This is a genomic window from Aureibacter tunicatorum (assembly GCF_036492635.1).
Lineage (GTDB): Bacteria > Bacteroidota > Bacteroidia > Cytophagales > Cyclobacteriaceae > Aureibacter > Aureibacter tunicatorum.
Map to the genome: position 1 here is coordinate 1,983,942 of NZ_AP025305.1, position 25,283 is coordinate 2,009,224.

Here is a 25,283-nt window from a genome sequence, read left to right on the forward strand (position 1 = left end):
ACCCCTAAATTTGTTATATTTCTTAATTCATTCAAGAAATTGTGAAAGCCAAATAAGGGTATAAAGAAAATTATAATAATAATGACAGAAATAAGACACGACTGGACGAAGGAAGAGATCGCGGACATTTACAATATGCCGATCATGGAGCTTATTTATAAAGCTGCGACAGTGCACAGAGAGTTTCATGATCCAAACGAGGTTCAAGTGTGCACATTGTTGTCAGTGAAGACGGGAGGATGTTCAGAAGATTGCAAATATTGCCCTCAATCAGCAAGATATAATACTGAGGTTGATGTGGAGAAGTTGATGCCGACAGATATTGTCCTAAACAAAGCATTGGAAGCTAAGGAGAATGGCAGTACAAGATTTTGCATGGGATCGGCTTGGAGAAATGTAAGAGATAATAGAGACTTTGATAGAGTCTTGGATATGGTTAAAGGTGTTACTTCCATGGGTATGGAGGTTTGCTGTACTTTGGGTATGCTTTCTGAAGATCAGGCTCAAAAATTGAAAGAAGCGGGTCTTTATGCTTATAATCATAATTTGGATACAAGCCGTGAGTATTACGATGAGATTATCACGACTAGATCTTATGATGACAGACTTGAGACTATAGAGAATGTTCAGAAAGCGAATATCTCAGTTTGCTCAGGAGGAATCATAGGTTTGGGAGAGTCCACAATAGATAGAATTGGAATGCTCCACACTTTGTCAACTTTGGAAATTCACCCTGAATCAGTGCCTGTTAATGCATTGGTGCCTGTGAAAGGTACCCCAATGGAGAGCAATGAAAGAGTTGAAATATGGGATATGGTGAGAATGATCTCAACTGCAAGAATTCTAATGCCTAAAGCTATGGTTCGTTTGTCTGCAGGTAGAACCGAGATGCCTACTTCGGAGCAAGCTTTATGTTTCATGGCTGGAGCTAATTCGATATTCGCTGGTGATAAGTTATTAACAACACCTAACCCATCTTTTGCTTCGGACAAGGATATGTTCCAAATTTTGAATTTGAAGCCAAGAAAAGCTTATAAGGAAGCCAAGCATTATGATTTGTCGATTTCTTAATTGATGAGGAAATCTTATATAACAATAAAGGCAACTAATTTAGTTGCCTTTGTTGTTATTAATTGTGTTAGTGATTTATTTTTTGATCTTTTTTTCTAAGGCTTGCATTCTTGATAAGGCGTCTTCATTGCCTAAGTTGTATGACTCTTCATATAAGTTGTATGCAACTTGATATTCGTTTCTTTTTTTCTTTGCGGCGAAGTGTATTTTTTTAGCCAATTGTTCTGTTTTCTCTGCTTGGTTGAATAGCAAGTCAGCTTTTTCATCTTGAGTTTGAGCTTGCAACTCTTCAAGTTCAGCTTGTTTAGCAATGATCAATAAATCCAATTCGCTTAAACGGTCTTCCATGGCATTGATTCTTCCATTGAGTTGCTTGTTTTCAGCAGTAACACCCATTAATTGATCGGATAAGTTTTTGACTTCTATATCTTTTTGATCTACTGCTTTGCGAAGTTGAGCAACTAAAGCTGCGTAATTTCGATTGGAGCCTTGTGATTTTTTCAACTCTTCTTCCAATTCATAAAGCTTGGATTTGGTTTGCTTCATGTATTCTTTAATATTGGAAAGCCTTTGTTCTGTAGAAGCTTCTCGACCACCTTCTTCCACATTTAAGTGGATGATTTTTTCGGCCATTTCAATTGAGTCAAGCAGGCCGTTAATGTCAGACATTTGATCAGTCAAATAATTTATATCAGCCCCTTTTTGATTTAGTTGAATTTGAAGGCTGTCAACTTTTTGTGAGAGTTTTTTTTCATTTTTACCGCATGAAGTGAATAGAAAACCCATCACACACAGTCCCAACAGAATCTTTTTCATAATCTTTATCTTTTTCACACGTGATTTTAGATTTAATTTGTCAATACGACTAGTAAAAGCATATTAAGGTTCTGAATTTTTGCTAAATTATGGTTTGAAATATGTTGATTATTCCTTGTGTGTAATTAATGTTTATTAAAGTTCAATTATCATTTGCAATTGACCTTTATTTAGTAGGTTAGATATATTTTTATTCCCAAAAGCAATGAAGTTAAGAGATAAGCTTATAATCGATTTTGACAGTACTTTCGTAGATGAGGAATCTTTAGATATTCTAGCGCAGATTGCGACTAGAAATCATCCTGAGAAGCCAGCTGATGTAGAAAAAATTAAACATTTGACTTCATTGGGCATGGCCGGTGAAATAAGTTTTGAGGAGTCGATAAGTGAACGCTTAAAGTGCCTCAATGCGAATAGAAAGGATTTAGAGGATTTGATTCTTCACTTGATTAACTCCGTGTCTCGATCAATAGAAGAGAACAAGGATTTCTTTTTTAGACATGCGGAAGATATTTACATCGTCTCAAGCGGCTTCAAGGAGTTTATTGAGCCAGTATGCAAAAATTACGGGATCAGTTCTTCTCATGTGTTCGCTAATACATTTGTATATGATTATAAAGGGAATATTGTTGGTTTGGATGAATCAAATCCTCTTTCTAATAATCAAGGCAAAGTGAAATTGCTGAAAAGCTTGAAGTTTGGCCATGATGTAGTGGTCATAGGTGATGGAATAACTGATTATGAGATCAGGGAAGCTGGATTAGCCAGAAAATTTGTAGCGTACACTGAGAATGTGAAAAGAGAAGCTGTTTGCGAAAAAGCTGACTTTATAGCAGAGTCGTGGAACGATATACTTTTGAAGCTTAAGCTAAATCCTGATTTTTACCAAAAGAAAGTCGGCAAGGCTTTATTGTTGGAAAATGTTCATCATTCGGCGAAAAAACTTCTTGTTGATGCTGGTTTTGATGTAGAGTTGTTGAAAACAAGTTTGGATGAGCAAGAGCTTTGTGAGAAAATCAAAGATGTTCAAATCCTTGGCATTAGGTCCAAAACGATGGTGACGGCAAAAGTTTTGGAATCTGCAAATGAACTTATTGCTATTGGGGCCTTCTGTATCGGAACAAATCAAATTGATCTTGACTATTGCATCAAACATGGTATCGCTGTTTTCAACGCGCCGTTTAGCAATACAAGGTCTGTGGTTGAATTGGCCTTGGCTGAGATTATACTTTTGATGAGGAATTTACCCGACTCTATGAGAAATATGCATAGAGGAGTGTGGAAGAAGTCTGCGGATAGAAGCCATGAGATTAGAGGAAAGAAGTTAGGGATCGTTGGTTATGGGAATATTGGTTCCCAGCTTTCTATCTTGGCTGAGTCGGTTGGTATGGATGTATACTTTTATGATGTGGAAGAAAAACTGGCTTTAGGAAACGCTACAAAATGCGCGTCAATGGTTGAGCTTTTGAGATTGTCAGATGTGGTTTCATTGCATGTGGATGGAAGAGCTACGAATACTCATTTGATAGGTGAAGATGAGCTTAATGAAATGAAAGATGGTGCGATACTGATTAATTTGAGTAGAGGCCATGTTGTTGACTTGAATGCTTTGGTTAGTAAGATTGACGAGGGTAAAATCAAAGGGCTCGGAGTTGATGTGTTTCCAGAAGAGCCTAAAAGCAACAATGAGCATTTCGACACTGTTTTAAAGGAAAAACCAAATACCATTCTGACATCGCATATTGGAGGAAGTACTATCGAAGCGCAAATTGATATTGCTCATTTTGTGCCTCAGAAGTTGAAAGAGTATGTAATGAGCGGTTCTACGATGAATAATGTGACATTGCCTGAGTTGCAGATTCAGCCGGTGAAAAATGCGCATAGATTAATTCATATGCATAAAAACAAACCGGGAATGCTTGCGGATGTCAATCAGGCTTTAGCTCGATATGATGTCAATATTTTAAGCCAGGCATTGAAAACCAATGAGCAGATAGGTTACTTGATAATCTCAACGGATAAAAATTTCACGGAAGAAATTGTGGAGGAGTTGAAAAATATTGACGGCACTATAAGGTTGAGAATGTTATATTAATTATTTTTATTGAAATATAAAGATATTTCTTGATCTAAGTCACTAGATTGAGAAGATTAAAAAATAGTATGAAAGTAGCATTGATAACGGGAATAACCGGCCAAGACGGAGCGTACTTGGCTGAGTTGTTGCTCGATAAAGGATATGAAGTGCATGGAATTAAGAGAAGAAGCTCTTCATTCAATACGGAAAGAATAGACCACTTATATCAAGACCCTCATGAAGACCGAGTAAGATTAAAGCTTCATTACGGCGATTTAACTGACTCTGCAAATATCATTAGAATTATACAAGAAGTTCAACCAGACGAAGTTTATAACTTAGGCGCTATGTCTCATGTGAGAGTTAGCTTTGATACGCCTGAATATACGGCTAATGTAGACGCTCTGGGTACTTTAAGGATTTTAGAGGCGATTAGAATTTTGAATCTTGAAAAGAAAACGAAATTCTATCAAGCTTCAACATCCGAACTGTATGGATTGGTGCAGCAAGTGCCTCAATCTGAAGCGACGCCATTTTACCCTAGATCTCCGTATGCTGCCGCAAAGTTGTATTCATATTGGATAACTGTCAATTACAGAGAAGCATATGATATATATGCATGCAATGGGATTTTATTTAATCATGAGTCTCCATTGCGAGGCGAAACATTTGTAACTAGGAAGATTACAATGGCTGTTTCAAAGATTTCATTAGGCATGCAAGATTGCTTGTATCTTGGGAATTTGGATGCTAAGAGAGATTGGGGACACGCTAAGGATTATGTGGAGGCGATGTGGTTGATGTTGCAACAAGATAAGGCAGAGGACTTTGTTGTCGCTACAGGAGAGACAACTTCGGTTAGAGATTTTGTTGTAAAAGCATTTGAATATGTTGGAGTTGAATTGGCTTTTGAAGGTGAAGGATTAGATGAAGTTGCTAAAGTTAAAAGCTTGAAGAGTTCGGATTCTGGATTAAGTCTTGGAGATATTGTTTTGCGTATTGATAGTCGTTATTATAGGCCTACTGAAGTAGACCTTTTAATCGGAGATCCGTCAAAGGCGAAAAAAGAATTAAATTGGGAGCCAAAATATGATTTGTCAGCTTTGATCGGAGAGATGATGCAGGCTGATCTGAAGATTTGCCAAAAAGAAAAACTATTGAAAGAAAATAATTTTTAGTCTATGCGGAAACATGATAAAATATATGTAGCTGGACATAATGGTATGGTTGGGTCTGCATTGGTTAGAACGTTGGAAGAGGCGGGTTATCATAATCTTTTATTGAGAACTTCAAAGGAATTGGATTTGACAAGACAGTCTATGGTTGAGTCATTCTTTGAAGAGGAAAAACCAGATTATGTGTTTTTGGCTGCGGCAAAAGTAGGAGGTATTCATGCTAATGATTCTTTGAGGGGACAATTCATTTATGATAATTTGATGATTGAGGCTAATGTGATTGAGCAAAGCAGAGTTCATGGAGTTAAGAAACTATTATTTTTGGGATCCTCTTGCATCTACCCGAAATTCGCTTCTCAACCGATCACTGAAAAACAACTTTTGACAGGGCCATTGGAGCCTACTAATGAAGCCTATGCGATTGCAAAGATTGCTGGGGTGAAAATGTGTCAATCATATAATCATCAATACGGATCTAATTTTATATCTGTAATGCCAACAAATCTTTATGGACCAAATGATAATTATGATTTGGAAAGTTCGCATGTATTGCCTGCCTTGCTTAGAAAGTTCCATGAAGCAAAAATCAAGGGAGAAGATTCTGTGACAATTTGGGGTACTGGTAGTCCCAAAAGAGAGTTTTTGCATGTTAATGATCTAGCGGATGCATGCTTGTTTTTGATGAATAATTATGAAGACCCTTCATTGGTTAATATTGGAACAGGAGAAGATATTTCAATCAAGGATTTGGCTTTGTTGATTAAATCCATAGTAGGTTTTGAAGGCGAGCTTAAATTTGATTTGTCAAAGCCTGACGGTACGCCAAGAAAGTTGTTAAGCGTAGAAAAGCTGAGTGAAATTGGCTTTAGGTATAAGATTTCCTTGGAAGAAGGGATTAAATCTGTTTACGAAGATTTTAAAGATCATTATAGCAAATATTCTTGCTAAATAGTATAAAATGAAAAACCTCTCGTGTATTGAAACGCGAGAGGTCTAATCAACAATCAAACTAATTAAAACCCTAAAACAAACAATAACCACAATAATAAATAATAAGACGTGTTTGTAAGTCGCTCTTATTACATTACAAATGTAGCAGAATAGTGTAAGGGTGCTGATGATCAAAGTTTTTGAAATACATGATTATTGTCAGAAATCAACGAAAGTTGATTTTTTTTTCTGAGCAAGATGTTTTTTTTGTCATTAAAAGTATTTAAAATTAATATATAATAAATTTAATGACGTTTATGTATCTGAAAATTGTATATATTTTTATTTTAACTGTATTTTTATTTAATAATTCCTATTCTCAAGATCGTGTTAGAAAATATTATGATCCGGAGAATAAGTTTTTGAAAGTGGAGTACTTTATTTTGGAAGGAGATTCGATGATGCTTCAAGGTCCAATGAGAAAGTTTTATCCCGATGGCACTTTAGAAATCGAGGGCGTGTATTTTCAGGGCAAGCAGGAAGGCTTGTTTAAAGAGTATTACAATGACAATACCTTAAGACGAAAGATTAATTATCACAAAGGCATGCGCCATGGTACTGTGTATGTATTTGCTCCAAATGGTAAATTAGTTCAAGAAGCTGAATATTTGAGAGATACTTTAATCAATGAGCTGAAAGTTTTTTTCCCTTCTGGAGTGTTGAAAAGCAGTACTTCTTTTGCCAATGGAAAGCCTGATGGAGATGTGATTGAGTATTACGAGAGTGGAAAAATGAAAAAGCACTCTTTTTACAAAGATGGTCAAGAGCAAGGTGAAATTAAGACTTATCATGAAAATGGTGTGATGGAGTCAGTAGGAACTTTTGTGAAAGGCAAGTTGGCGGGTTCATTTAAGACATTTTATGAAAGTGGACAACTTTACACAGAGTATTTGCATAATGATGGAAAAAAATCGGGTTCTTTTAAAGTGTTCTCTGAAGCTGGAGAATTGATGAGCAAAGGTGCTTATGAGAATGATAAACTTGATGGGGAGATTGTAGCGTATTATTCCAATGGGAATATGAAGCAAATCTGTCATTATGATGTGGGTAAATTAACAGGGAATAACAAATATTTCTATCATAATGGAGAGCTTAAAAAAGAGATAAAAATAAGCTCTAACAATGTTGGCAAGCAAATTTACGAATATGACTCGCTTGGAAATCTACTGGTAAAGCAGACATATAGAAATGAGAAGAAGGACGGGATTTGGATGGAGTATTTTTCAAGTGGTGTTGTGAAAACGAAAACGATATATAGCGAAGGTCGAAAAAATGGCTTGTTTGCTCAGTACTTCGAGTCTGGCAAGCTGAATACTTCTATAAATTTTCAAAATGACTTGGCCATTGGAGAAAGCAAGGCGTATTATGAGGATAATGGTGCATTGAAATCGGTTGTTCCTTACAAAGTAGGAAAAAAGAATGGTGAGTTTTTTCATTATTTTCCTTCAGGCAATATAGAGTTGAAAGGAGAGTATGTTTCGGGGAAGAAGATAAAAGAATGGCTCTATTATAATGAAGCTGGAAAAGTTATTAAGAAAGAAGAATACTTTAATGATAAGTTAGTCAATACTTTATTATTTGATTAATTTTTGCTATAATAATATTGTAATTTAAGTTTTTTGAATATAGAAGATTTAATATTTATATTTGCACCAAATCTTTAGCGGTTTGAAGTACATTAATCACATTATTAAATTCAAAGGAGCTTTCCATATAGATGAAATATTTTTACAAAATATATTTTTTTGTTTTTATCGCTACCTTGTTCGTCAGCGCTCAAGCCTATGGACAAAGGGATAAGCTCTTTACTCAATATTGGGTTTACCCAACTTATTTAAATCCTGCGTTTGCTGGATCTAGCCACAAAGGCCAAATAGGTTTAGGAGGCCGTAAGCAATGGACAGGCATCGAAAAAGCGCCTGAAAGTTATATTCTTTCAGGAAACGTATTTTTGAAAAGATATAATTTGGGCTTAGGCTTGACATTTGACGGTTATCAAGCGGGCCCTGAGCAAAGAAATGAATTCGCATTGGATGTTGCTTATCATTTGGCATTGAGGGAAAACTTGACACTTTCATTTGGGGTGAAAGGTTCGTTGCTTCAGTATCAATTAGCACTATCGGATCTTGATGTGCCAAATCCAGATCCTGGCTTGGAGCAGGATGTGGCAAGTGGAGTCGCTCCAAACTTCGGAGCAGGTATTTATTTGTATTCGCCTCAATTTTATATTGGTCTATCAGTTCCTTCATTTTATTCTCAAAAAGTGGAGAATGGCGAATATTTGGGAGATTTCAACCCGGATTTTTTTCGATATTATTTAATGGCTGGATTCAAAGCAGAGTTGACAGCTAGAATGAAGTTGATAACAGCCACAATCTTTGCTTATGATATGACCGATGAGTCATTAAGGTTTGATGTGGGGGCATACTTTGTTTATAATGAAAAACTTTGGTTTGGGCCCTCTTACAGGCATAATAGTTCTATAAACATTGTTTTGCAATATGGGATTTCTGAAAATTTGAGACTTGGGTATTCCTATGATATTGCGACTACATCGTTAAGAGCTAATCAGTCGGGATCGCATGAGATTTCATTATTGTATAATTTTGATATGCCAGAACCAAAGATAAGGAAAAGAGGGCCTTCTATCCCTACCAATAGAAAAGTAATGCCAAGGTTTAGATTTTAGCATTTTATGATAAAATTGCATATATTGAATTGTGGCTATAGTTTTTTAATATAAGTTGCATTGATATGGATACACTACTACTTAAATATATATATAAATTCAAGTTTTTAGCCTTTTTGAGTATTTTCTTGTTGGCCCAAACTACTGTAGTTGAGTCGAAAGCTCAACAAGCGGATTTGGAAGTTGCTCAATACATAGAGAATTATTCAGCTGATAAGAACACCTTTGAATTTGTCGTAACATTGATTAATCTCGGCCCGGAAACATCTTATAATTTTAAGGTTAAGAATCAGATTACCAATGCATATAATATTAAATCGAATATAACGGATGGCGGACAGTTTAATTTAAGCACAAAGGAGTGGAGCTTTAATAGTGTAATGCCATTTGAGAAGTTTACTTTGAGGCTGACACTTGAAAAAAAGTCTACCCAAGACCCCCAAGATGATGAAAATTATAGGGTGACTTCTACAATAATCCTTTCTCCGGAATCGACGGAAGATCCTAATTTGGATAATAATGAATGCGACTTGTCTCCTTTGGATGATCCATCCAAGCTGCCTTTAAGAATAGAGGATTCTGAATTTACATTTTTAGGCATAGGTCAAACAAATGTTGTCGACATTTTTGATGGAAGTAATCCTAAAGTTTTTCAAGGAGAAGAGCCATTTTTAAATTCGGATTTATCGGCTGAAGTGAATTTGCAAATGGTGGGTGATAGCAAAAACCAAGCAGTATATCATTTTACTTTGGATAATGGAACAACGATCAGCTTTATCTTAAAGTATTTCGCTTCTGAACCTGTGATTACAATTGACAATTTTAATTTAACTAAAGATGACTTAGAGTATTTAGCCGATGAGTATGTGTTTCCATACAGAATTCGTGTAGGAGTTGGCGAGTGGTCAAATACAGGTTTTCTGAAAATGAAGATAGTAAGCCAAGAGTTAATAGTGAAGGAAACCAATTATGTGCATGAAGTTGTAGCGGATGAAACGACTATGACTTTTAGTTTGATCGAGCCTGATCAAAATAATGTTATTGGGATTAGTCCTGCAGAATTAATTAGTTGGGAAAGTTTCAATATTGATAGTCCGCATGATAATCTTGAGCTTTTGACAACAGGCGGTGATTTTGGTGGTCGTATCAAATTAACTTTTGTGAATGATGGAACTCCGAAAACTTTTAGATACGAATATTCTGTCAATAATAAATTAGGATCAAAATATTCTTCCGTTTTCAATGTTCAAGTAAGAAACTCGGCTTCTTTGGAAAAGAAAGTCTTTTTCTTTAAAAAAGGAAAAAATATAAGAGAACAATTTTTAACGGATGAAGAAATTGTGAAATTAGGCTGCGAAGGCATGAGTGCGAGTCAGCTTGAAACAGAGGCTGTTAGTGTGCCTAGAAGTTCAGACTTTCCAGGTCTTATCGGGTTTTCTCACGAATCGCAATTTATAAATATCAGTGTTGAAAAAAACTTTATTACAACTCCTGATAAACCTATGGAGTTTGTTTTTAAGGTTGTTGACTTTTTTGGAAGACCATGTTCTGATGAATTAACTTATAAAATTAATTATTTAGACCCTGTAAAAGTTAGTGAGGTTGAATTGGATGTGGTTGTTGGAAATCAAGCTTGCTTTAATGTTAAAGATTATATGATTCTTGAAGATAAATTTGAAGGTTTAGCTTTGGATTTTAACTCTTTGAAAGTCATAGATGATCCTAGTTTTGGCGATGCATTGATAAAGGCGAATGGTGAAATTTGTTATACAGCAAATGCGACATCATCAAATAATGACTCATTTGTTTATCAAATTACTACTAATGAGGGGGATGTTGTAAATGGAAATGTGAAATTATCTATTTCCAAGGGACCAGGACCTGTGGTAGATTTGCCGGAAGGTGGCTTTATCGTATATCAAGATGAGTCATTAACTGTAGATCTTAAGAACTATATTAGTGATGAGGATGATAATATTGATTGGGATTCATTTCAAGTAATAAATGAAAATGATCCAAATAGGGGCGTATTAGAGTTCAATCCAGAATTAGATGCTGTTTTTACGTATACACCTATTGTGGAAGGTAATAATCAAGATTCTTTTCAATTCAGAATTTATGATGATCATGGATCTTACGCAACAGGAAATGTTCAAATTTTTATCAAGAAAGGACCTCCTCCAGTATTCAAAGATGGAAAAGAAGAGAAATTAAAAGATTTAGTTGTGGCATATGGTTCCGAGCATATAATCAATTTGAAAGATTATATTACTGATGGAGATGACAATATTGTATGGAGTGACACAGAAATTTTGGAAGAGCCCGTGCCTGAACGAGGCGAGGTAAGTTTGGATGATTCTTCGCCATGGTTAATAAAATACAACGCTACGGAACAAGATGGAACTGATACATTCAAGTTCAGGGTGATTGATGCTCATGGCTCTACTTTGGAAGGAACTGTAAAGCTTACAATTTATTTTGATAAGGGAACACCTCCTGTGGCTAGGGATTTTGTCATTGAAACGAATGTGAATAAAAGCACTGATATTAATTTTCAAGAAGATAATAGAGTTACTGACGCTGAGTCGGATATTTCTTGGTCTAACTTTACATTGCTTGTAGATCCTAGTCATGGTGTGTTTTCAACCACTGAAAAAGACCCTGAGATTTTTAATTATATGCCCGATTTGGATTTTGTGGGACGAGATAGCTTAAAGTATCGTGTCGTTGATGAAGCTGGAAATAGCGATATGGCTTGGTGTTTTATTGATGTAAAGCCAGAAAAAGATAGTATTCCAATAGCTCATGATGATTACTTGGAGATATGGCATGATGAAACGAAGTTTGTTGATGTATTAGCTAATGATTATTTGCCAAGGAATATTGTGAAAAATACGTTGAGGTATGAGTCGACGGTTACTTTAGGTTCAGTTAGAACAGTTATAGATGATCCAACATTTGGATTTCTATTTACTCCTTTGGAAGGTTTGACTGAAGATAAGGAAACAGAGTTTATATATTCATGGAATGATAAATATGGGCTTGAGGATAGGGCCAAAGTTAGAATTCTGATTAAAATCAAAGACTACAACCCTCCTAACGCAATGGACGACACGGTTCAAACTCCAGTTAACGAGATGGTGATAATCGATGTATTAGCTAATGATACTGACAAGTTGAGTGGCATTGACTCTACAACATTGTCTATTGTGTCCGCATCGATGAGTGGAGGAATGGCAAAAGTAAATAATGACTATCAAATTGAGTATACTCCAGCCGAAGGATTTAGAGGTGAAGATATCATTGAGTATGAAATATGCGATTTTCAGGACAACTGTGCTACGGCATTTGTTTATGTTGATGTTTATATGGATGATGTTTATATTCCTGAAGCTATTACTCCTAATGGAGATGGTATTAATGATATTTTAGTGATTGAAGGCTTGGAGTATTTTGAAGGACATGAAATTTCTATTTTTGACCAATCAGGTATTTTAGTATATAATAAGTTTAATTATGATAATGATTGGGGAGGCACAAGATCCGCGCAAGGAAGTTCAGGTAAAGTTCTAAGGCAAGGTACGTATTATTATGTGTTTGATTTTGGAGATGGCAGGCCTCCTAAAACTGGATTTATTTACGTCTTGCCATGATCTTAAATTTTTAAATGAATTTATTATTTTTTGTCATGGATAAGCCTTAATATAGCATAAGTTTTATTCTGATATATTAGTAAATTCATGGTAGAGGCTATAAAAAAGACAGATTTTACATTTCCTGGCCAAGTGGGAGTGTATCAAGGGAAGGTACGTGACAACTATTATTTCGAAGACAAAATTGTCATGGTCGCATCCGATAGGATTTCGGCTTTTGATGTGGTTTTGCCAAGAGCGATTCCCTTTAAAGGTCAAGTTTTGAATCAAATAGCTGCAAAATTCTTGAATGCGACCAAAGATATTGTTCCGAATTGGCTTCTTGAAACACCAGATCCAAATGTCGCTGTGGGATTGAAATGCGAGCCTTATGCAGTTGAAATGGTAATAAGAGGTTATTTGGCAGGACATGCTTGGAGAGAATACAGAGACGGTAAGAGACAAGTTTGCGGAGTCGCATTACCAGATGGGTTGAAAGAGAATGATAAATTACCTGAGCCAATTATCACTCCAACGACAAAGGCTGCTGAAGGACATGATATGGATATTACAAGAGAAGAAATAATCTCTCAAGGTATCGTAAGCGAATCGGAGTATATCCAACTAGAAACATATACAAAAGCTCTATTTAACAGAGGAACAGAGATCGCTGCAAGTCAAGGACTGATATTAGTGGATACAAAGTATGAATTCGGTAAACATGATGGTGAGATCTATTTGATCGATGAAGTTCATACGCCTGATTCTTCAAGATATTTTTATAAAGAAGGCTATTCTGATCGTCAAGAAAAAGGAGAAACTCAAAAACAGCTTTCTAAGGAGTTTGTAAGAAAGTGGTTGATTGAAAATGGATTTCAAGGTAAAGATGGTCAAAACGTGCCTGAAATGACAGACGAAATTGTTGTAAATATTTCAGAAAGATATATCGAGTTGTATGAGAAAGTGACAGGAGAATCTTTTCAGAAGCAAGATTATTCGGATGCCTTGGGAAGAATCGAACGAAATGTTCTTGAAAAACTTTGATGTAAGAAATTCGTAATTAAAGAATCAATAGCTTCGGTTTTAGACATTATTTTAGCAAAAAAAAAGAACATATGAAATATTCAATAGATCAAAAAGAGCAATATACATTGATTAAGCCTCATGAAGAAAAATTCGATTCTGAAAAGGCTCCAGATTATAAAACATTTTTTATCAAGTTAAGCAATGAAGGAACGCCAAATATCATCTTCGATTTATCGGATGTGAAATATGTTGATTCTTCAGGTTTGAGTGCAATTCTTGTTGGAAACAGATTGTACCAAGATGCTGGAGGTTTGTTTGCGATTGCTAATTTAAGCCCTCATGTGAAAAAATTAATAGAAATTTCTCAGCTTGATTCGGTATTGACGATTTTGCAAAATGTGGAAGAGTCGGTTGATGCTGTATTTTTGAATGAGTTGGAGAGAGATTTAAAAAGTTCAGAAGAGTAAATTAAATAGATTTGAAATTAACGATTTTAGGGTCTAGTTCAGCGGCACCAACGTTGACCAGGCATCATACATCACAATATCTGGAAATAGCAAATAAAACGTTTTTGGTGGATTGTGGAGAGGCTGCTCAGATTCAATTGCGAAAATACAGATGCAAGATTTCTAAAATTAGTAGAATATTTATTAGTCATTTGCATGGAGATCATTATTTTGGCCTTATTGGCTTGATATCCTCCATGCATTTGTATAATAATATTGAGGAGTTGCATATTCATGGCCCTGCCGGATTAGACGAAATTATTCGATTGCAGTTAAAATATTCGCAATCATTTTTAAAATTCAAGTTGTTTTTTCATGCAACTAATCCTGATCAACACGATATATTATATGAAGATGATAATATAGTCGTAAGCTCATTCCCTTTATTGCATAGAGTCCCGTGCACAGGTTTTCTTTTCAAGGAAAAACCTAAATATAGAAGGTTAATCAAAGATAAAATTCCTGATGATATTACATTGGAGCAGATTGCTACGTTGAAAAAAGGAGGTGATATTATTGTGGATGGGAACGTCAAATACTCCAATATCGATTATACAAGAGACGCACCTAAGTCTCATAGTTATGCGTATTGTTCAGATACGATCTTTAGGCCTGAGATTTCGGAATATTTTAAAGGTGTGGAGTTGTTGTATCATGAAGCTACGTTTGACAATGAGTTCGCAAATAGAGCTGCGAAAACTTTTCATAGCACTGCTGCCCAAGCTGCTAAAATAGCGACTCTAGCCAATGCCGAAAATTTAATTATAGGACATTTTTCCGCTAGGTACAAAGAGTTGGATACATTGTTGGTAGAATCAAAGCAAGAGTTTGAAAGGGTCATGTTGGCCGAGGAAGGCAAGACCTATTTATTTCAAGATTGATTATGCCATGAGTTTAGATGCAAAGAAACAGAGAGTTTTTTTAGTTTTAGGAGCTATATTTTTAACTAATGCCATTATCGCTGAGATGATTGGTGTTAAAATTTTTTCAGCTGAAAAAACTCTTGGAACCAATCCCGCTAATTTAAAGTTGCTTGAAGATTTAGTGCTTGATTTTAATCTGTCCGCAGGTGCTGTTTTGTGGCCTGTTGTTTTTGTTACGACTGATATTATCAATGAATATTTTGGAAAGGAGGGTGTTAGAAAAATCAGCTTTCTTACCGTTGGAATGATAATATATGCTTTTGGGATAATTTATGTTGTCACTGAATTGCCTCCGGCTGATTTTTGGATCGATGTAAACGACTCGGACCCTTCGGGTAATAAATTCAATATCGATTATGCATTCAAGATGATATTTAGGCAAGGTCTCGGAATTATCATTGGATCGATTTGCGCATTTTTAATAGGGCAACTAATTGACGCTCTTGTATTTCATTACTTGAGAAGATTGACAAAGAATAAATACATTTGGTTGCGAGCAACGGGATCGACTTTAGTGTCCCAACTGATTGATAGTTTTGTTGTGCTATATATTGCGTTTTATGTTTTTGGAACTTGGTCTATGGATATGATTGTTTCGGTTGGCATTATCAATTATATATACAAATTTGCTGTGGCGATTATACTAACGCCATTACTATATATTGCGCACTCAATGATAGATTCGTATTTAGGCAAAAAAGAGGCTTCCAGTATGGTTTTCAATATTGTCAAGAAGCCTTTTTTTGAAAATGAAACTAAGAATTAATATCTTCTGAAATTGTCGCAAATCACAGCAGTGGCGATCGCAACATTTAAAGATTCAGCTCCTCCAAAATTAGGTATTGTGATTGGGCTGTTTACAAGGGCTAGATTTTCTTGGCTAATTCCATTTGATTCGTTACCCATTAATATTACACCTCTAGGCTCCAGTGTTTTCTTATGAATATTTGCACCTTCAAGCAAAGCACCATAAATAGGCATGTCCAAGCCTTGTAATTTTTCTGAGAGGTTTGCGTATTCTACATTAACTCTGATGAAAGAGCCCATGCTTGCATTGAGTACTTTTGGATTGTATAAATCAGCACAGGTTTGAGAAGCAATGATATTTTTTATTCCATACCAATCGGCAATTCTAATAATTGTTCCCATATTCCCTGGATCTCTGACGTCATCCAATGCTAGATATAGTTGCTTTTTATCAAGTTTAATGGGAGTTTCAGTAATTTTCGCTACTGCAAGCGCTGCATTATTGTTTTTAAATGTTCCTATTTGAACAAGGTCTTTTTCTTTCGCTATAAAATGATTAATTTGTTGAAGTTTTATTTCTGTTTTGTGTTGTTCTAGGAACTCTTCTGTACAACATAAATGAGTAATTTCATATTCGCTATTGATAAGCTCAATTACGTTTTTAGCTCCTTCGACAAAAAAAGATTGCGTCTCTTTACGGTATTTCTTTATTTGCAGGGATTTAATGTATTTGGCTAGATTTCGACTAATCATTTAAGTGTTATTATCTTGGGTAGATTGATTTATATATTGGTATTGTTGTTGGCTTTGGCACTTAGTTCATGCATAAGCACACGCTACCTCAAAGATGATGAATATTTACTAAAAAATCATAGTGTTGAATTTCAAAGCGAGAAAAAAAAGATTCAAGGTGCAATTGGAGATAGCGATGTTTTAGGCTTAGCTTATCAAAAACCGAACAAAAAGTTTTTGTTCCCAGGTTTTAGTCCTTATGTGTTTTTTTATCAGACAGGGTTAAATCATTATGATACTCTGAAATTTATAAAAAAGAGGGAAAAGCTAACTCTAAAGTATGATAATGCAATTGCAAAGAATTTTAATAAAGAAAAAAAATCAAAACGTTTATTAAAGAAAAAAAATAAAAAATTAGCGGATATAGATAAGAAACTGAAAGACGGTAATTTTTTCATGTCTATTGGTGAGCCATTGGCTATATTGGATAGCTCTAAAATTAATAGATCTAAAAAACAAATGACTTTGTTTCTCAATACCAATGGTTACTTCAACGCTGATGTCTCCCATGAGATTATTAATGAAGGCAAGGCATCAGAGATTTTATATCGTATTAAGGAAGGAACAGCGTATACCATTGATTCTCTTGTTTACAATGCTCAAGACTCTTCAATAATGAACTTGGTCAATGAAAGCTTGAAGAAAGCTTTGTTGCGAAAAGGACAAAGATATGATCAAGATATCCTTGTAATGGAGAGGAACAGAGTGTACAATCTACTGTTGGATAATGGTTATTATGGTTTGAACAAGGATTATATTTATTTTATGGTCGATACGACGCTAAATGATAACAAGGCGTTTATTGAATTGCATATCTCAAACCCAAATGATACTGAGGAGCATAAAAGGTACAAAGTCTCGAAAGTCAATTTCGTAACGGATATTCATAAAAACTATACGGGCTTGCCAAGAAGTGAAGAATCGTATGATGGAGTTACTTTCAAATATTATTCTGATGAATTTTCAAAGCCAATTCTAAGAGATAGAACCTTCCTGAAAGCGGGGAAATATTATAGTAGAAGCAATACTCTTCAAACTCAGAGGCAACTTTCAAATTTGGATGCTTTTAAGTTTATTAATATTAATTACGATACATTAGGCAATCAGCTTGTTGCCAATATACATACAAGCCCATTAGAAAAATACCAGCTTAGTAGCGAGGTCGGGTTGGAAATGACTGAAACCCTTCCTGGCCCATTTGTGAATTTTGGTTTGAGAAATCGTAACATTTTCAAAGGTTTTGAATGGCTGGACTTGAGTTTGAAGTGGGGGTTTGAGGGTGTAGTTACAACAGATGCGTCCAAACTTGAGCAAAGTAGGGATTTAAGCGTTAGAGCGGCCTTAGTATTGCCAAGATTTTTGCTTCCAGCAAATAGGCTTTTTAAAGAAGAAATCGGAAAGTATAACCCCAAAACAACATTGGCATTAGGCTATTCAAATTCCAAGCATCCTTCGCTATATGATAGAAGCACAAGCAGTATGTCTATGGATTATTCTTGGCAAAATCTAAACAATACTCAGTTTAGATTGGGACTGGCAAATATTAGTTATATAAATTCTGTATTGGATGCGGACTATGAAAGCTACTTGATAGAGCAAATCAAAAAAGGAGACAACAGTTATTATCTTTATCAACCCTCAATAGTTACAAGCACAAGCTTTTCTTCTGTTTTTAGATTTAATTTGGATCCGGTTAAGTTCACCAAGGGAGCTTATCTGAAAGTGTTTGGAGAGCTTGGGGGAACAGTTTTGAATTTGTTTGGAAAAGACTTCTTGGAGAACCAAAATTTGCAGCAATATCAGTTTATGAAAGGTGTTGTTGATTTTAGAAAATACACAAGTTTATCAGAGAATACGACTTTAGCGGCTCGTGTCAATATAGGAGTGGCCTATCCTTATGGTAAAGATAAGCTTTTGCCATTGGATCGATATTTTATATTAGGTGGAAGTAACACCATGAGGGCTTGGAGGTATGGAGATGTAGGCCCTGGATCATATACTAAGCCTGATAGTTTATCTTCAGAGTATATATTTTCAAGAGGAGATATCCAGCTGATGGGAGTGTTGGAGCTAAGGCAGCATGTGTTTGGTAGAATTAGCTTTTCATTATTTTCTGATATAGGAAATATTTGGAACTTCTATGAAGTCGAAGGAATGGAAGGAGGAGATTTTAAATTTGATCGTTTTTACAAAGAGTTTGCAGTTGCCTCAGGATATTATTTGAGTTTTGACTTGACTTATATCACGTTGAACGTTGGTGTGGGAATGAAAATTTATGACCCGTCACGTTCTTCTGGGAATAGTTGGGTGATAAATAGATTAACAGGTAAAGACTTAATTGGAATGGGAAGTAATTCACAAGCCTTTTTTGGAATAGGATATTCTTTTTAGAAGATTTATGGATAAAAATACAATACAAAAAGCATTTGAAAAGTTGCAAGATGACATTTGTAATGAATTAGAAAAAGCAGATGGAAAAGGGGTGTTTAAACAAGACCTTTGGGAAAGAGAAAATAATGGCGGAGGCGGTAGAACTAGAATTATCAAGGATGGAAATGTAATTGAAAAAGGTGGAGTGAATTTTTCTGCTGTGCATGGTAAAACACCCGAGAAAATTTTAGCAGCTTTAGGCCTTTCTGAATCAGATTTCTTTGCTACGGGCGTTTCAATAGTAATTCATCCAAAGAGTCCTATGGTGCCGATCATTCATATGAATGTTCGATACTTTGAAATGTCAAATGGAATTTTTTGGTTTGGAGGAGGTATTGATTTGACTCCGCATTATATCGATGAAACAGATGCGACATTCTTTCATAATAGTTTAAAGAATGTCTGTGATAGACATTATGCTTCATATTATAGCAAGTTTAAGACTTGGGCGGATGATTATTTTTATATTCCGCATCGTCAAGAAACAAGAGGTATTGGGGGGATCTTCTTTGATCGATTATCAGAAACATCAGAGAAAACCAAAACTGATATTTTCAACTTTGTTTTGGATGTTGGTAATCAATTCGCTCCGATTTATACAGAACTGATGAATAAAAACAAGTCATTGGCATTTAATAGTGCGCATGAGAAATGGCAAAAAGTAAGAAGAGGCAGATATGTTGAATTCAATTTGGTATATGACAAAGGAACTAAGTTTGGTTTGGATACAAACGGTAGAACAGAGTCAATATTAATGAGCATGCCACCTGAAGCTCAATGGGAATATTGCTTTGATGTGGAAAAAGGTTCTGAAGAAGAGAAGACACTTAATTTGTTGAAAAAAGGAATCAATTGGCTGAATCAATAAGGTATTATACACACTTAATTTAATATTTGAAAATGACATTTTTGGAAAAAGTAATTCAATGGGATAAAGAATTATTTTTATATCTCAATGGAAAGCATGTTGACTTTCTAGATCCCATTATGCAGACAATTACAGCATCAAAGACTTGGATCCCTTTTTATTTGATCTTGGTTGGTTTTGTTTATTATAAATATAGAAAACATTCGTGGCTGATTTTCTTAGGTGTAGGGCTAGTTATTTTGCTTGCGGATCAAACAACTTCAGGCTTTATGAAGCCTTTTTTCGAGAGATTCAGACCTTGTCATGATCCGGAAATAAAAGATTTAGTTCATCTTGTGAAAGGTTGTGGAGGTCGTTATGGATTCGCTTCTTCCCATGCGGCAAATACATTTGGTTTAGCCACATTTCTTTATGTTAGAACTCACAAACAATTGAAATGGATGGGTTGGCTGTTTTTATGGGCGGCAATTGTTTCATACAGCAGGATTTATGTGGGTGTACATTATCCATTGGACATTATAGTCGGTGGCTTGATAGGTGTGATCTCAGGCTTAATTGGAAGTTATTTTGTAGTATATACTTCAAAAAAACTTAAAATAGATGATAAAGTATTGAAGTGAGAAACTTGAGGGATACATATAAGACAAAAGGTCAGAGGAGAAGAATGGTCATGGAAATTGAAAAGCTAGGTTTTCATGACCAAAAAGTCTTAGAGGCTTTGAATAAAGTACCAAGGCATTATTTTTTTGAAAAAGCATTTGAAGAACATGCTTATGAAAATAAGCCTTTCCCAATAGGAGAGGATCAAACGATATCTCAACCAAGCACTGTTGCCTTTCAAACTTCGCTTTTGAATATAAAGCCTGGTGATCGAGTGCTTGAGATAGGAACAGGTTCAGGGTATCAAGCAAGTATATTAGCTGAATTGCAGGCTGAAGTTCATACTGTTGAAGTTAGAAAATCACTGGCTGAAAAAGCATCGCATTTGCTTGAAGTCATGGGATATGCTAATGTGAAGTGCTATGTTGGGGATGGCACACTGCCTTTCAATAGTTTGGCTCCTTTTGATTCTATATTAGTTACTGCTGCGGCACCTAGTATTACGAATACTTTAGTTAATCAGCTTAATAATCGAAATGGTAAATTGGTGATTCCAGTGGGAGATTTGACACAGCAAGTAATGACACGGATTACTTATTGCAATGGAGAGTTGAAGAAAGAGGAATTTGGAAAATACGCTTTTGTGCCTTTGGTAGGAAAAGAAGGGTGGTCAATAAATTGATCACCTCATTCTTGTGTTGAATTTTTCAGTATTTAGCTTTTCAGCATTGGCTTTATCGAAGACAAAAAGATCAACATCTGTCCCCTCTAATCTGATAAAGCTATATGATTTTTTTCCTATAGCTAGTTTTTTGACTTTATTTTTGTCTTTTATCATGTCGCAAAATTAAACAAATTTTGGCAATACATGTTGAATTCATTATTAAATTTTATCCGCACTTAAAATTTCAATATAGATGACTAAAAAATTGATATTAATGAGGCATGGGAAATCGAGCTGGAAAAATGATTATCTAGAAGATTATGAAAGACCTTTGAACAAAAGGGGGAAAGCTGATGTGCCTTATATGGCGTCAGTATTTAAAACACTAGGTTTGCAACCAGACTTGATTATAAGCAGCAATGCTGTCAGAGCTTTTGATACGGCTAAGGAAATGGCGTCATCAGTAGGTTTTGATTCTGATAATATTAATGTTGTAAGAAGTCTCTATTTAGCGGATATCTATCAGATTCTATCTGTTATTCAATGTTTACCAGAAAAGTGTCAAAATGTTGTCATAGTAGGCCATAATCCAGGTTTAACTGAATTTGTCAACCATCTTTCCAATGAGTCTCTAGATAATGTGCCAACAAGCGGAATCTTTGTGGCGGAAATTGATGGCGATTGGGAAAATGTGAAATTTGGAATGGGGAAACGTTTTTGGTTTAGTTACCCCAAAGCAAAAGAAGTAATTTAATTTTGTGCGTCAAGCACTTCGCAATACCAGTCAATCATATCTGTTAAGATCTGATTAATCAGTTCTTGGTTTTCTTCTATATTTTCCATCGCCATAAATTCAATACCCAAGAAAATGTGTTCATCTCCATAGGATATTTCTTGGTTGAATTCGAATGCTTGAGAAAGTTCTTCGATAGTATCTTTATCTTCTTTATCCAAAACGAAGGCTTGCGCCATGATAAAAGGATCTTCATTATGGATAAGGTAAGTATTCGCATTAATTCCAGCCAATGGGTTCTCTGCAATGAGAAATCTATTTTCTTGCATATCGATGATTTAATTTTTCGCTAATATCCGCAAATCAAATTTAGAGAGAAAATGATTTCATAAAATTATTAAGGAATAAATTTTTCAAAGGATTTAACGGTGAAGAAATCCTTCTTAAATCGTATATCGTGAAAACGAACGCTTTCCAATGATAAAATTGATTTGAAGCCTTTTTTCTCCATGTTGACCATTTCTATTTTTTGTGGGAGCGTGCGAAAATCGAAATCTTCCACGCTTAACACATTGAGTTCTTTAATCGGTTGCCCATCCCATTTATAAAACTTAGCGCTTAAGATCATATTTTCTTGAGTAGAAATATACATTATAACAGAAGTCCAGACACTGAAGATTTCTGGTTTGGGGTCTAATTTGATTTGATAACAATCGAAACCTAGATATTGAACATTTTCCAAAAATGTGAAAGTATAATTGAACCGGAGGTTGTTGTTTTTTAATATGTCATTGAAACTGAAATCAGAGCCCATCCAAGAGTTGTTGTAGTCTCTAGAGTCTATGCTTTTTAGTTGAAATAATTTTTGATGGAACTCCCATATGCTGTCTTGCACTTTCAAAAATCTCGTTCCAGCTTCGCTTGCGGGTTCTTTAATATAGATGAGAGCATTTTCTTCATCTTCATACCAACCTTCAAAAGCAAGATGTTTGGTTGTATCAGGTCTAATAATAGTCATATTGGCGACTATGTGAGACTTGTCTCCCAATGTAAGTTTGTAGGCGTTATTGATGATCTCTTGAGCGCTAGGCTGTTGAGAAAATACTTTTTGAGAGGAAAATAAAGATAGAATAGCAATCAAGCAAAGTCCAAGGTGCTTCATAGTCATAGTGTTTAGTTATGCTATGAACCTCGTGTTTGCTTATAATGTTGTTGAAAACGCCATCAATATGAAATGATGGCGTTTATTATTTAATTGATGGAATTTCTGACTTTTTGAGTGTAAGCTCTTAGCGCTGTTTTGAAGTCTGTCTTATTATTTTGCATGTCTTCCAATATGCTTACCCCGGCAATGATATGCGTGAATTGTTCGCCTTCATCATTTCCAGGAACTTCGATGCTTAGATCTTCTCCATTTTCAAAAGCCTGTTCAGCGGCTTTTAGCTCTTCTAGAGTGTACTCTTCAACAATTTTCTTAATAGAAGGTATATGCATGATTATGAGTTTAGTTTTTCAATAAGCTCGACGACAGAGTCTTCTTTGCTGCTTGAAATGCCTTCAATCAGCTCTCCGTTTTTGTAAATAGCAAAATATGGCAAATTATTAACGCCAGCGCTCTTTCTTGATTCCGGGTTTTGCTCTGCATTGATATCTATAAATGAAACTCCTTCATATTTATCGTCATTAGATAATCTTTTGAATTTAGGAGCGAATAACCTACAGCTCCCGCACCAACCAGCAAAAAATTTCACAATAACTTTGTCATTGTCTTTTAATACTTGTTCAAAATCTGAATCTGTTGCTTGAATTACTGCCATTTGATTTATTGATTGTGTTGAATACTTTTTAAAATTAATGTGGTAGTTTAAAATTTTACCAACGATGTAAATTTATTTTTTTAAACGGAATTGCTCGAATTTTAGACGTTTATTTTTTATTTCATTTCTTTATTGAAGTATTGATGAAGACTATATCTTGATATTATTAGGCTGTATATATTTTTTTGGGTTCAAGATATTTTGTTATTTGCGACTAGTTTAAGAATAAGATTTATCATCTTTAGTGATGATTTGAAATAAGCATTAATTGTTTAATATATTTTATAAAAATGGCCTTAAAAAAGATAGTCAAAATAAGCAATGTAAATAATTTAAGTGACGCAAGATATTGTGCGGGCATGTTGGTCGATATGATTGGTTTTAATGTGGAAGCAACGCATAGCAATTACATATCTCCAGAGGACTATAAGGATATTGTTGAATGGCTTTCAGGGGTTAAGATTGTCGCCGAGATTGAGAATAGCGATATAAATGCTATTGAAGAGATTCTAACAAAGTATGACGCTCAGGTAGTTCAAGTTTCTGATTTAAACCTAGCGGAGGAAATCAACGAAAGATTGAGATATGAGGTTCTTTGCAAAGTTAGTCTTGATAGTTTGGGTGATTTTGATGTTTTAGTGGAAAGCATGGAAATGGCAAAACCATTCACAAGCTTGTTTATTTTTGAAAGTGAGAAAGATGAGCTAAGTGATAGTCTTAAAGAAAAGGTATTGTCTTTGGCTAATGATTTTCCAATATTGTTGGGAGCTGGTATCTCCGCTGATAATGTAAATGAATTATTGGATTCCACTTCTTTGCAAGGGATAACTTTGAAAGGAGGAGAGGAAATCAAGCCTGGATTTAAGGATTTTGATGAAATGGCTGATATTTTAGAGGCGATAGAGGTTGAAGACTGGGAAAAGTAAACATATTTTCTGTAAAAAAAAGCTCCATTAGGAGCTTTTATTGTTTAAAAGTATGTGTCTTTTCTTGATTTTTCAAAAATGCGCCGCTGATAAAATGAGTAACAAATTCCTTGATGAAGGATCTTTTTTTCTTTCGATTGTTAATGTCGATTTGTTTGTCGTATTCCAAAGATCGAAAGATTCCGTTATACTCTTGTTTTCCCCATAGTAGATTGGCGGATTTTTTGTTTTTTTTCAAATTGAACTTCATAGAAACATTTTTGCTTTAATAAGAGAACCCTCTTTAAAGCCAATTGTTTATGAAGCTTTTGTCATAGCAGCAAATTTATTGAATATGTCATTCAAATTATTTTCATTGATTGGCTTTTGATAGTAATAATTCACTTCTGAGATCCCGTAATTCAGCACTTTAGCTTCATTAATGGCATTGTCGCTGATTTGAAATAATGGAGTGTGTTGAAAGATTTTTGCTTTCAGTTTACAACATTCTTCAATGAATTTTTTAGGACATGAATCGAAGTTGTCCATATTGGCGAAAATCATATTAGCCGAATTTTTCTCTTTATCCAGCCAATGTGAAAAATCAGAAGCCGTTTCAAAGCATAGAACTGATTTAGCTCGATTGGAGTATTCTAGTTTTCTTTTTAAAATATAGTTATGTAAAGGATCATCATCGATGATTACTATCGTGTCGAGGTTTCTCATAGGCATTAGTGTTTGTTTTAGGTTTATCCTTCATATTAATGAAAATTTTAATAATAATGAACAGGAAAAATGAAATGTTTTGAAAATGCCTAATTA

General features: G+C 34.9%; 26 protein-coding genes. 17 read left to right on the forward strand and 9 right to left on the reverse strand.

The annotated features are described in order from the left end of the window. The first annotated feature begins 81 nt into the window (after positions 1-81). Entirely contained in the window at positions 82-1,071 is a 990-nt protein-coding gene (gene bioB / locus AABK36_RS08505; RefSeq protein ID WP_309939450.1) for a biotin synthase BioB, read from the forward strand. Between the two features lie 75 nt (positions 1,072-1,146). On the opposite strand, the gene AABK36_RS08510 is transcribed toward bioB, so the two are convergent. Further along, on the reverse strand, positions 1,147-1,887 hold the full coding sequence (locus tag AABK36_RS08510; protein WP_309939451.1) for a hypothetical protein: 741 nt from the start codon (positions 1,885-1,887) through the stop codon (positions 1,147-1,149). A gap of 205 nt (positions 1,888-2,092) precedes the next feature. Between AABK36_RS08510 and serA the strand changes: the two genes are divergently transcribed. The 10 genes from serA to AABK36_RS08560 all read left to right on the forward strand — a co-directional run bounded on the left by serA (position 2,093) and on the right by AABK36_RS08560 (position 15,671). After that, positions 2,093-3,982 carry a phosphoglycerate dehydrogenase gene (serA, locus tag AABK36_RS08515; RefSeq protein WP_309939452.1) on the forward strand — a complete coding sequence of 630 codons (1,890 nt, stop codon included), beginning with the start codon at positions 2,093-2,095 and terminating at the stop codon, positions 3,980-3,982. 68 nt (positions 3,983-4,050) lie between these two features. Continuing rightward, entirely contained in the window at positions 4,051-5,142 is a 1,092-nt protein-coding gene (gene gmd / locus AABK36_RS08520) for a GDP-mannose 4,6-dehydratase (RefSeq protein ID WP_309939453.1), read from the forward strand. A 3-nt stretch (positions 5,143-5,145) separates the two neighbouring features. Further along, positions 5,146-6,087 carry a GDP-L-fucose synthase family protein gene (locus AABK36_RS08525; protein WP_309939455.1) on the forward strand — a complete coding sequence of 314 codons (942 nt, stop codon included), beginning with the start codon at positions 5,146-5,148 and terminating at the stop codon, positions 6,085-6,087. A gap of 299 nt (positions 6,088-6,386) precedes the next feature. Continuing rightward, a complete protein-coding gene (locus tag AABK36_RS08530; RefSeq protein WP_309939456.1) occupies positions 6,387-7,715 on the forward strand; it encodes a toxin-antitoxin system YwqK family antitoxin in 1,329 nt (442 codons plus the stop codon). A gap of 131 nt (positions 7,716-7,846) precedes the next feature. After that, positions 7,847-8,818 carry a PorP/SprF family type IX secretion system membrane protein gene (locus tag AABK36_RS08535; protein ID WP_309939458.1) on the forward strand — a complete coding sequence of 324 codons (972 nt, stop codon included), beginning with the start codon at positions 7,847-7,849 and terminating at the stop codon, positions 8,816-8,818. A 65-nt stretch (positions 8,819-8,883) separates the two neighbouring features. Further along, a complete protein-coding gene (locus AABK36_RS08540; protein ID WP_309939459.1) occupies positions 8,884-12,471 on the forward strand; it encodes an Ig-like domain-containing protein in 3,588 nt (1,195 codons plus the stop codon). Positions 12,472-12,558: 87 nt separating this feature from the next. Continuing rightward, positions 12,559-13,494, forward strand: a complete 936-nt coding sequence (locus AABK36_RS08545; RefSeq protein WP_309939460.1) for a phosphoribosylaminoimidazolesuccinocarboxamide synthase — start codon at positions 12,559-12,561, stop codon at positions 13,492-13,494. 71 nt (positions 13,495-13,565) lie between these two features. Next, positions 13,566-13,943, forward strand: a complete 378-nt coding sequence (locus tag AABK36_RS08550) for an STAS domain-containing protein (RefSeq protein WP_309939462.1) — start codon at positions 13,566-13,568, stop codon at positions 13,941-13,943. Between the two features lie 11 nt (positions 13,944-13,954). Beyond that, positions 13,955-14,863, forward strand: a complete 909-nt coding sequence (locus tag AABK36_RS08555) for a ribonuclease Z (RefSeq protein WP_309939463.1) — start codon at positions 13,955-13,957, stop codon at positions 14,861-14,863. 7 nt (positions 14,864-14,870) lie between these two features. Beyond that, on the forward strand, positions 14,871-15,671 hold the full coding sequence (locus AABK36_RS08560; RefSeq protein ID WP_309939465.1) for a queuosine precursor transporter: 801 nt from the start codon (positions 14,871-14,873) through the stop codon (positions 15,669-15,671). On the opposite strand, the gene AABK36_RS08565 is transcribed toward AABK36_RS08560, so the two are convergent. Next, positions 15,668-16,405: a TrmH family RNA methyltransferase gene (locus AABK36_RS08565; protein ID WP_309939466.1), complete on the reverse strand. Its 738-nt coding sequence runs from the start codon at positions 16,403-16,405 to the stop codon at positions 15,668-15,670. The two genes, AABK36_RS08560 and AABK36_RS08565, sit on opposite strands and share 4 nt — an antisense overlap. A gap of 15 nt (positions 16,406-16,420) precedes the next feature. Between AABK36_RS08565 and tamL the strand changes: the two genes are divergently transcribed. From tamL to AABK36_RS08585, 4 genes are read left to right on the forward strand one after another with little or no spacing between them, the layout of a single operon-like run. Beyond that, a complete protein-coding gene (tamL, locus tag AABK36_RS08570) occupies positions 16,421-18,835 on the forward strand; it encodes a translocation and assembly module lipoprotein TamL (RefSeq protein WP_309939467.1) in 2,415 nt (804 codons plus the stop codon). Positions 18,836-18,842: 7 nt separating this feature from the next. Continuing rightward, positions 18,843-19,742 carry an oxygen-dependent coproporphyrinogen oxidase gene (gene hemF, locus AABK36_RS08575; protein WP_309939468.1) on the forward strand — a complete coding sequence of 300 codons (900 nt, stop codon included), beginning with the start codon at positions 18,843-18,845 and terminating at the stop codon, positions 19,740-19,742. A 32-nt stretch (positions 19,743-19,774) separates the two neighbouring features. After that, positions 19,775-20,362, forward strand: a complete 588-nt coding sequence (locus tag AABK36_RS08580; RefSeq protein ID WP_309939469.1) for a phosphatase PAP2 family protein — start codon at positions 19,775-19,777, stop codon at positions 20,360-20,362. After that, on the forward strand, positions 20,359-21,024 hold the full coding sequence (locus AABK36_RS08585) for a protein-L-isoaspartate(D-aspartate) O-methyltransferase (protein WP_309939471.1): 666 nt from the start codon (positions 20,359-20,361) through the stop codon (positions 21,022-21,024). Before AABK36_RS08580 ends, AABK36_RS08585 begins: the two co-directional genes overlap by 4 nt. On the opposite strand, the gene AABK36_RS08590 is transcribed toward AABK36_RS08585, so the two are convergent. Continuing rightward, entirely contained in the window at positions 21,025-21,180 is a 156-nt protein-coding gene (locus AABK36_RS08590) for a hypothetical protein (RefSeq protein WP_309939472.1), read from the reverse strand. It lies immediately after the preceding gene. A gap of 79 nt (positions 21,181-21,259) precedes the next feature. Between AABK36_RS08590 and AABK36_RS08595 the strand changes: the two genes are divergently transcribed. After that, on the forward strand, positions 21,260-21,760 hold the full coding sequence (locus tag AABK36_RS08595; RefSeq protein WP_309939474.1) for a SixA phosphatase family protein: 501 nt from the start codon (positions 21,260-21,262) through the stop codon (positions 21,758-21,760). Here the strand turns inward: AABK36_RS08595 and AABK36_RS08600 are convergent. The 4 genes from AABK36_RS08600 to AABK36_RS08615 form a co-directional block, all read right to left on the reverse strand. Further along, positions 21,757-22,068, reverse strand: a complete 312-nt coding sequence (locus AABK36_RS08600; protein WP_309939476.1) for a hypothetical protein — start codon at positions 22,066-22,068, stop codon at positions 21,757-21,759. The two genes, AABK36_RS08595 and AABK36_RS08600, sit on opposite strands and share 4 nt — an antisense overlap. 68 nt (positions 22,069-22,136) lie before the next feature. Continuing rightward, positions 22,137-22,901 (reverse strand): outer membrane lipoprotein-sorting protein, encoded by a 765-nt coding sequence (locus AABK36_RS08605; RefSeq protein ID WP_309939477.1) that lies wholly within the window; start codon positions 22,899-22,901, stop codon positions 22,137-22,139. An 89-nt stretch (positions 22,902-22,990) separates the two neighbouring features. Continuing rightward, positions 22,991-23,233, reverse strand: coding sequence for a DUF6952 family protein (locus AABK36_RS08610; RefSeq protein ID WP_309939480.1), 243 nt, complete (start codon positions 23,231-23,233; stop codon positions 22,991-22,993). Between the two features lie 2 nt (positions 23,234-23,235). Next, the gene (locus AABK36_RS08615; protein ID WP_309939482.1) at positions 23,236-23,556 is read right to left on the reverse strand and encodes a thioredoxin family protein; all 321 of its coding nucleotides are present in this window, start codon (positions 23,554-23,556) and stop codon (positions 23,236-23,238) included. A gap of 290 nt (positions 23,557-23,846) precedes the next feature. Between AABK36_RS08615 and trpF the strand changes: the two genes are divergently transcribed. Then, positions 23,847-24,482 (forward strand): phosphoribosylanthranilate isomerase, encoded by a 636-nt coding sequence (trpF, locus tag AABK36_RS08620; protein WP_309939484.1) that lies wholly within the window; start codon positions 23,847-23,849, stop codon positions 24,480-24,482. A gap of 37 nt (positions 24,483-24,519) precedes the next feature. Here trpF and AABK36_RS08625 read toward each other — a convergent pair whose 3' ends face one another. Continuing rightward, a complete protein-coding gene (locus AABK36_RS08625; RefSeq protein ID WP_309939485.1) occupies positions 24,520-24,732 on the reverse strand; it encodes a hypothetical protein in 213 nt (70 codons plus the stop codon). Between the two features lie 47 nt (positions 24,733-24,779). After that, on the reverse strand, positions 24,780-25,187 hold the full coding sequence (locus AABK36_RS08630; protein WP_309939487.1) for a hypothetical protein: 408 nt from the start codon (positions 25,185-25,187) through the stop codon (positions 24,780-24,782). Positions 25,188-25,283: the final 96 nt, after the last annotated feature.

Excerpts from the sequence above, each read along its gene's own strand:
- bioB (WP_309939450.1), top strand. The coding sequence starts at position 82 with ATGACAGAAATAAGACACGACTGGACGAAGGAAGAGATCGCGGACATT.
- AABK36_RS08510 (WP_309939451.1), bottom strand. The coding sequence starts at position 1,887 with ATGAAAAAGATTCTGTTGGGACTGTGTGTGATGGGTTTTCTATTCACT.
- serA (WP_309939452.1), top strand. The coding sequence starts at position 2,093 with ATGAAGTTAAGAGATAAGCTTATAATCGATTTTGACAGTACTTTCGTA.
- gmd (WP_309939453.1), top strand. The coding sequence starts at position 4,051 with ATGAAAGTAGCATTGATAACGGGAATAACCGGCCAAGACGGAGCGTAC.
- AABK36_RS08525 (WP_309939455.1), top strand. The coding sequence starts at position 5,146 with ATGCGGAAACATGATAAAATATATGTAGCTGGACATAATGGTATGGTT.
- AABK36_RS08530 (WP_309939456.1), top strand. The coding sequence starts at position 6,387 with ATGTATCTGAAAATTGTATATATTTTTATTTTAACTGTATTTTTATTT.
- AABK36_RS08535 (WP_309939458.1), top strand. The coding sequence starts at position 7,847 with ATGAAATATTTTTACAAAATATATTTTTTTGTTTTTATCGCTACCTTG.
- AABK36_RS08540 (WP_309939459.1), top strand. The coding sequence starts at position 8,884 with ATGGATACACTACTACTTAAATATATATATAAATTCAAGTTTTTAGCC.
- AABK36_RS08545 (WP_309939460.1), top strand. The coding sequence starts at position 12,559 with ATGGTAGAGGCTATAAAAAAGACAGATTTTACATTTCCTGGCCAAGTG.
- AABK36_RS08550 (WP_309939462.1), top strand. The coding sequence starts at position 13,566 with ATGAAATATTCAATAGATCAAAAAGAGCAATATACATTGATTAAGCCT.
- AABK36_RS08560 (WP_309939465.1), top strand. The coding sequence starts at position 14,871 with ATGAGTTTAGATGCAAAGAAACAGAGAGTTTTTTTAGTTTTAGGAGCT.
- AABK36_RS08565 (WP_309939466.1), bottom strand. The coding sequence starts at position 16,405 with ATGATTAGTCGAAATCTAGCCAAATACATTAAATCCCTGCAAATAAAG.
- hemF (WP_309939468.1), top strand. The coding sequence starts at position 18,843 with ATGGATAAAAATACAATACAAAAAGCATTTGAAAAGTTGCAAGATGAC.
- AABK36_RS08580 (WP_309939469.1), top strand. The coding sequence starts at position 19,775 with ATGACATTTTTGGAAAAAGTAATTCAATGGGATAAAGAATTATTTTTA.
- AABK36_RS08590 (WP_309939472.1), bottom strand. The coding sequence starts at position 21,180 with ATGATAAAAGACAAAAATAAAGTCAAAAAACTAGCTATAGGAAAAAAA.
- AABK36_RS08595 (WP_309939474.1), top strand. The coding sequence starts at position 21,260 with ATGACTAAAAAATTGATATTAATGAGGCATGGGAAATCGAGCTGGAAA.
- AABK36_RS08600 (WP_309939476.1), bottom strand. The coding sequence starts at position 22,068 with ATGCAAGAAAATAGATTTCTCATTGCAGAGAACCCATTGGCTGGAATT.
- AABK36_RS08605 (WP_309939477.1), bottom strand. The coding sequence starts at position 22,901 with ATGAAGCACCTTGGACTTTGCTTGATTGCTATTCTATCTTTATTTTCC.
- AABK36_RS08610 (WP_309939480.1), bottom strand. The coding sequence starts at position 23,233 with ATGCATATACCTTCTATTAAGAAAATTGTTGAAGAGTACACTCTAGAA.
- AABK36_RS08615 (WP_309939482.1), bottom strand. The coding sequence starts at position 23,556 with ATGGCAGTAATTCAAGCAACAGATTCAGATTTTGAACAAGTATTAAAA.
- trpF (WP_309939484.1), top strand. The coding sequence starts at position 23,847 with ATGGCCTTAAAAAAGATAGTCAAAATAAGCAATGTAAATAATTTAAGT.
- AABK36_RS08625 (WP_309939485.1), bottom strand. The coding sequence starts at position 24,732 with ATGAAGTTCAATTTGAAAAAAAACAAAAAATCCGCCAATCTACTATGG.
- AABK36_RS08630 (WP_309939487.1), bottom strand. The coding sequence starts at position 25,187 with ATGAGAAACCTCGACACGATAGTAATCATCGATGATGATCCTTTACAT.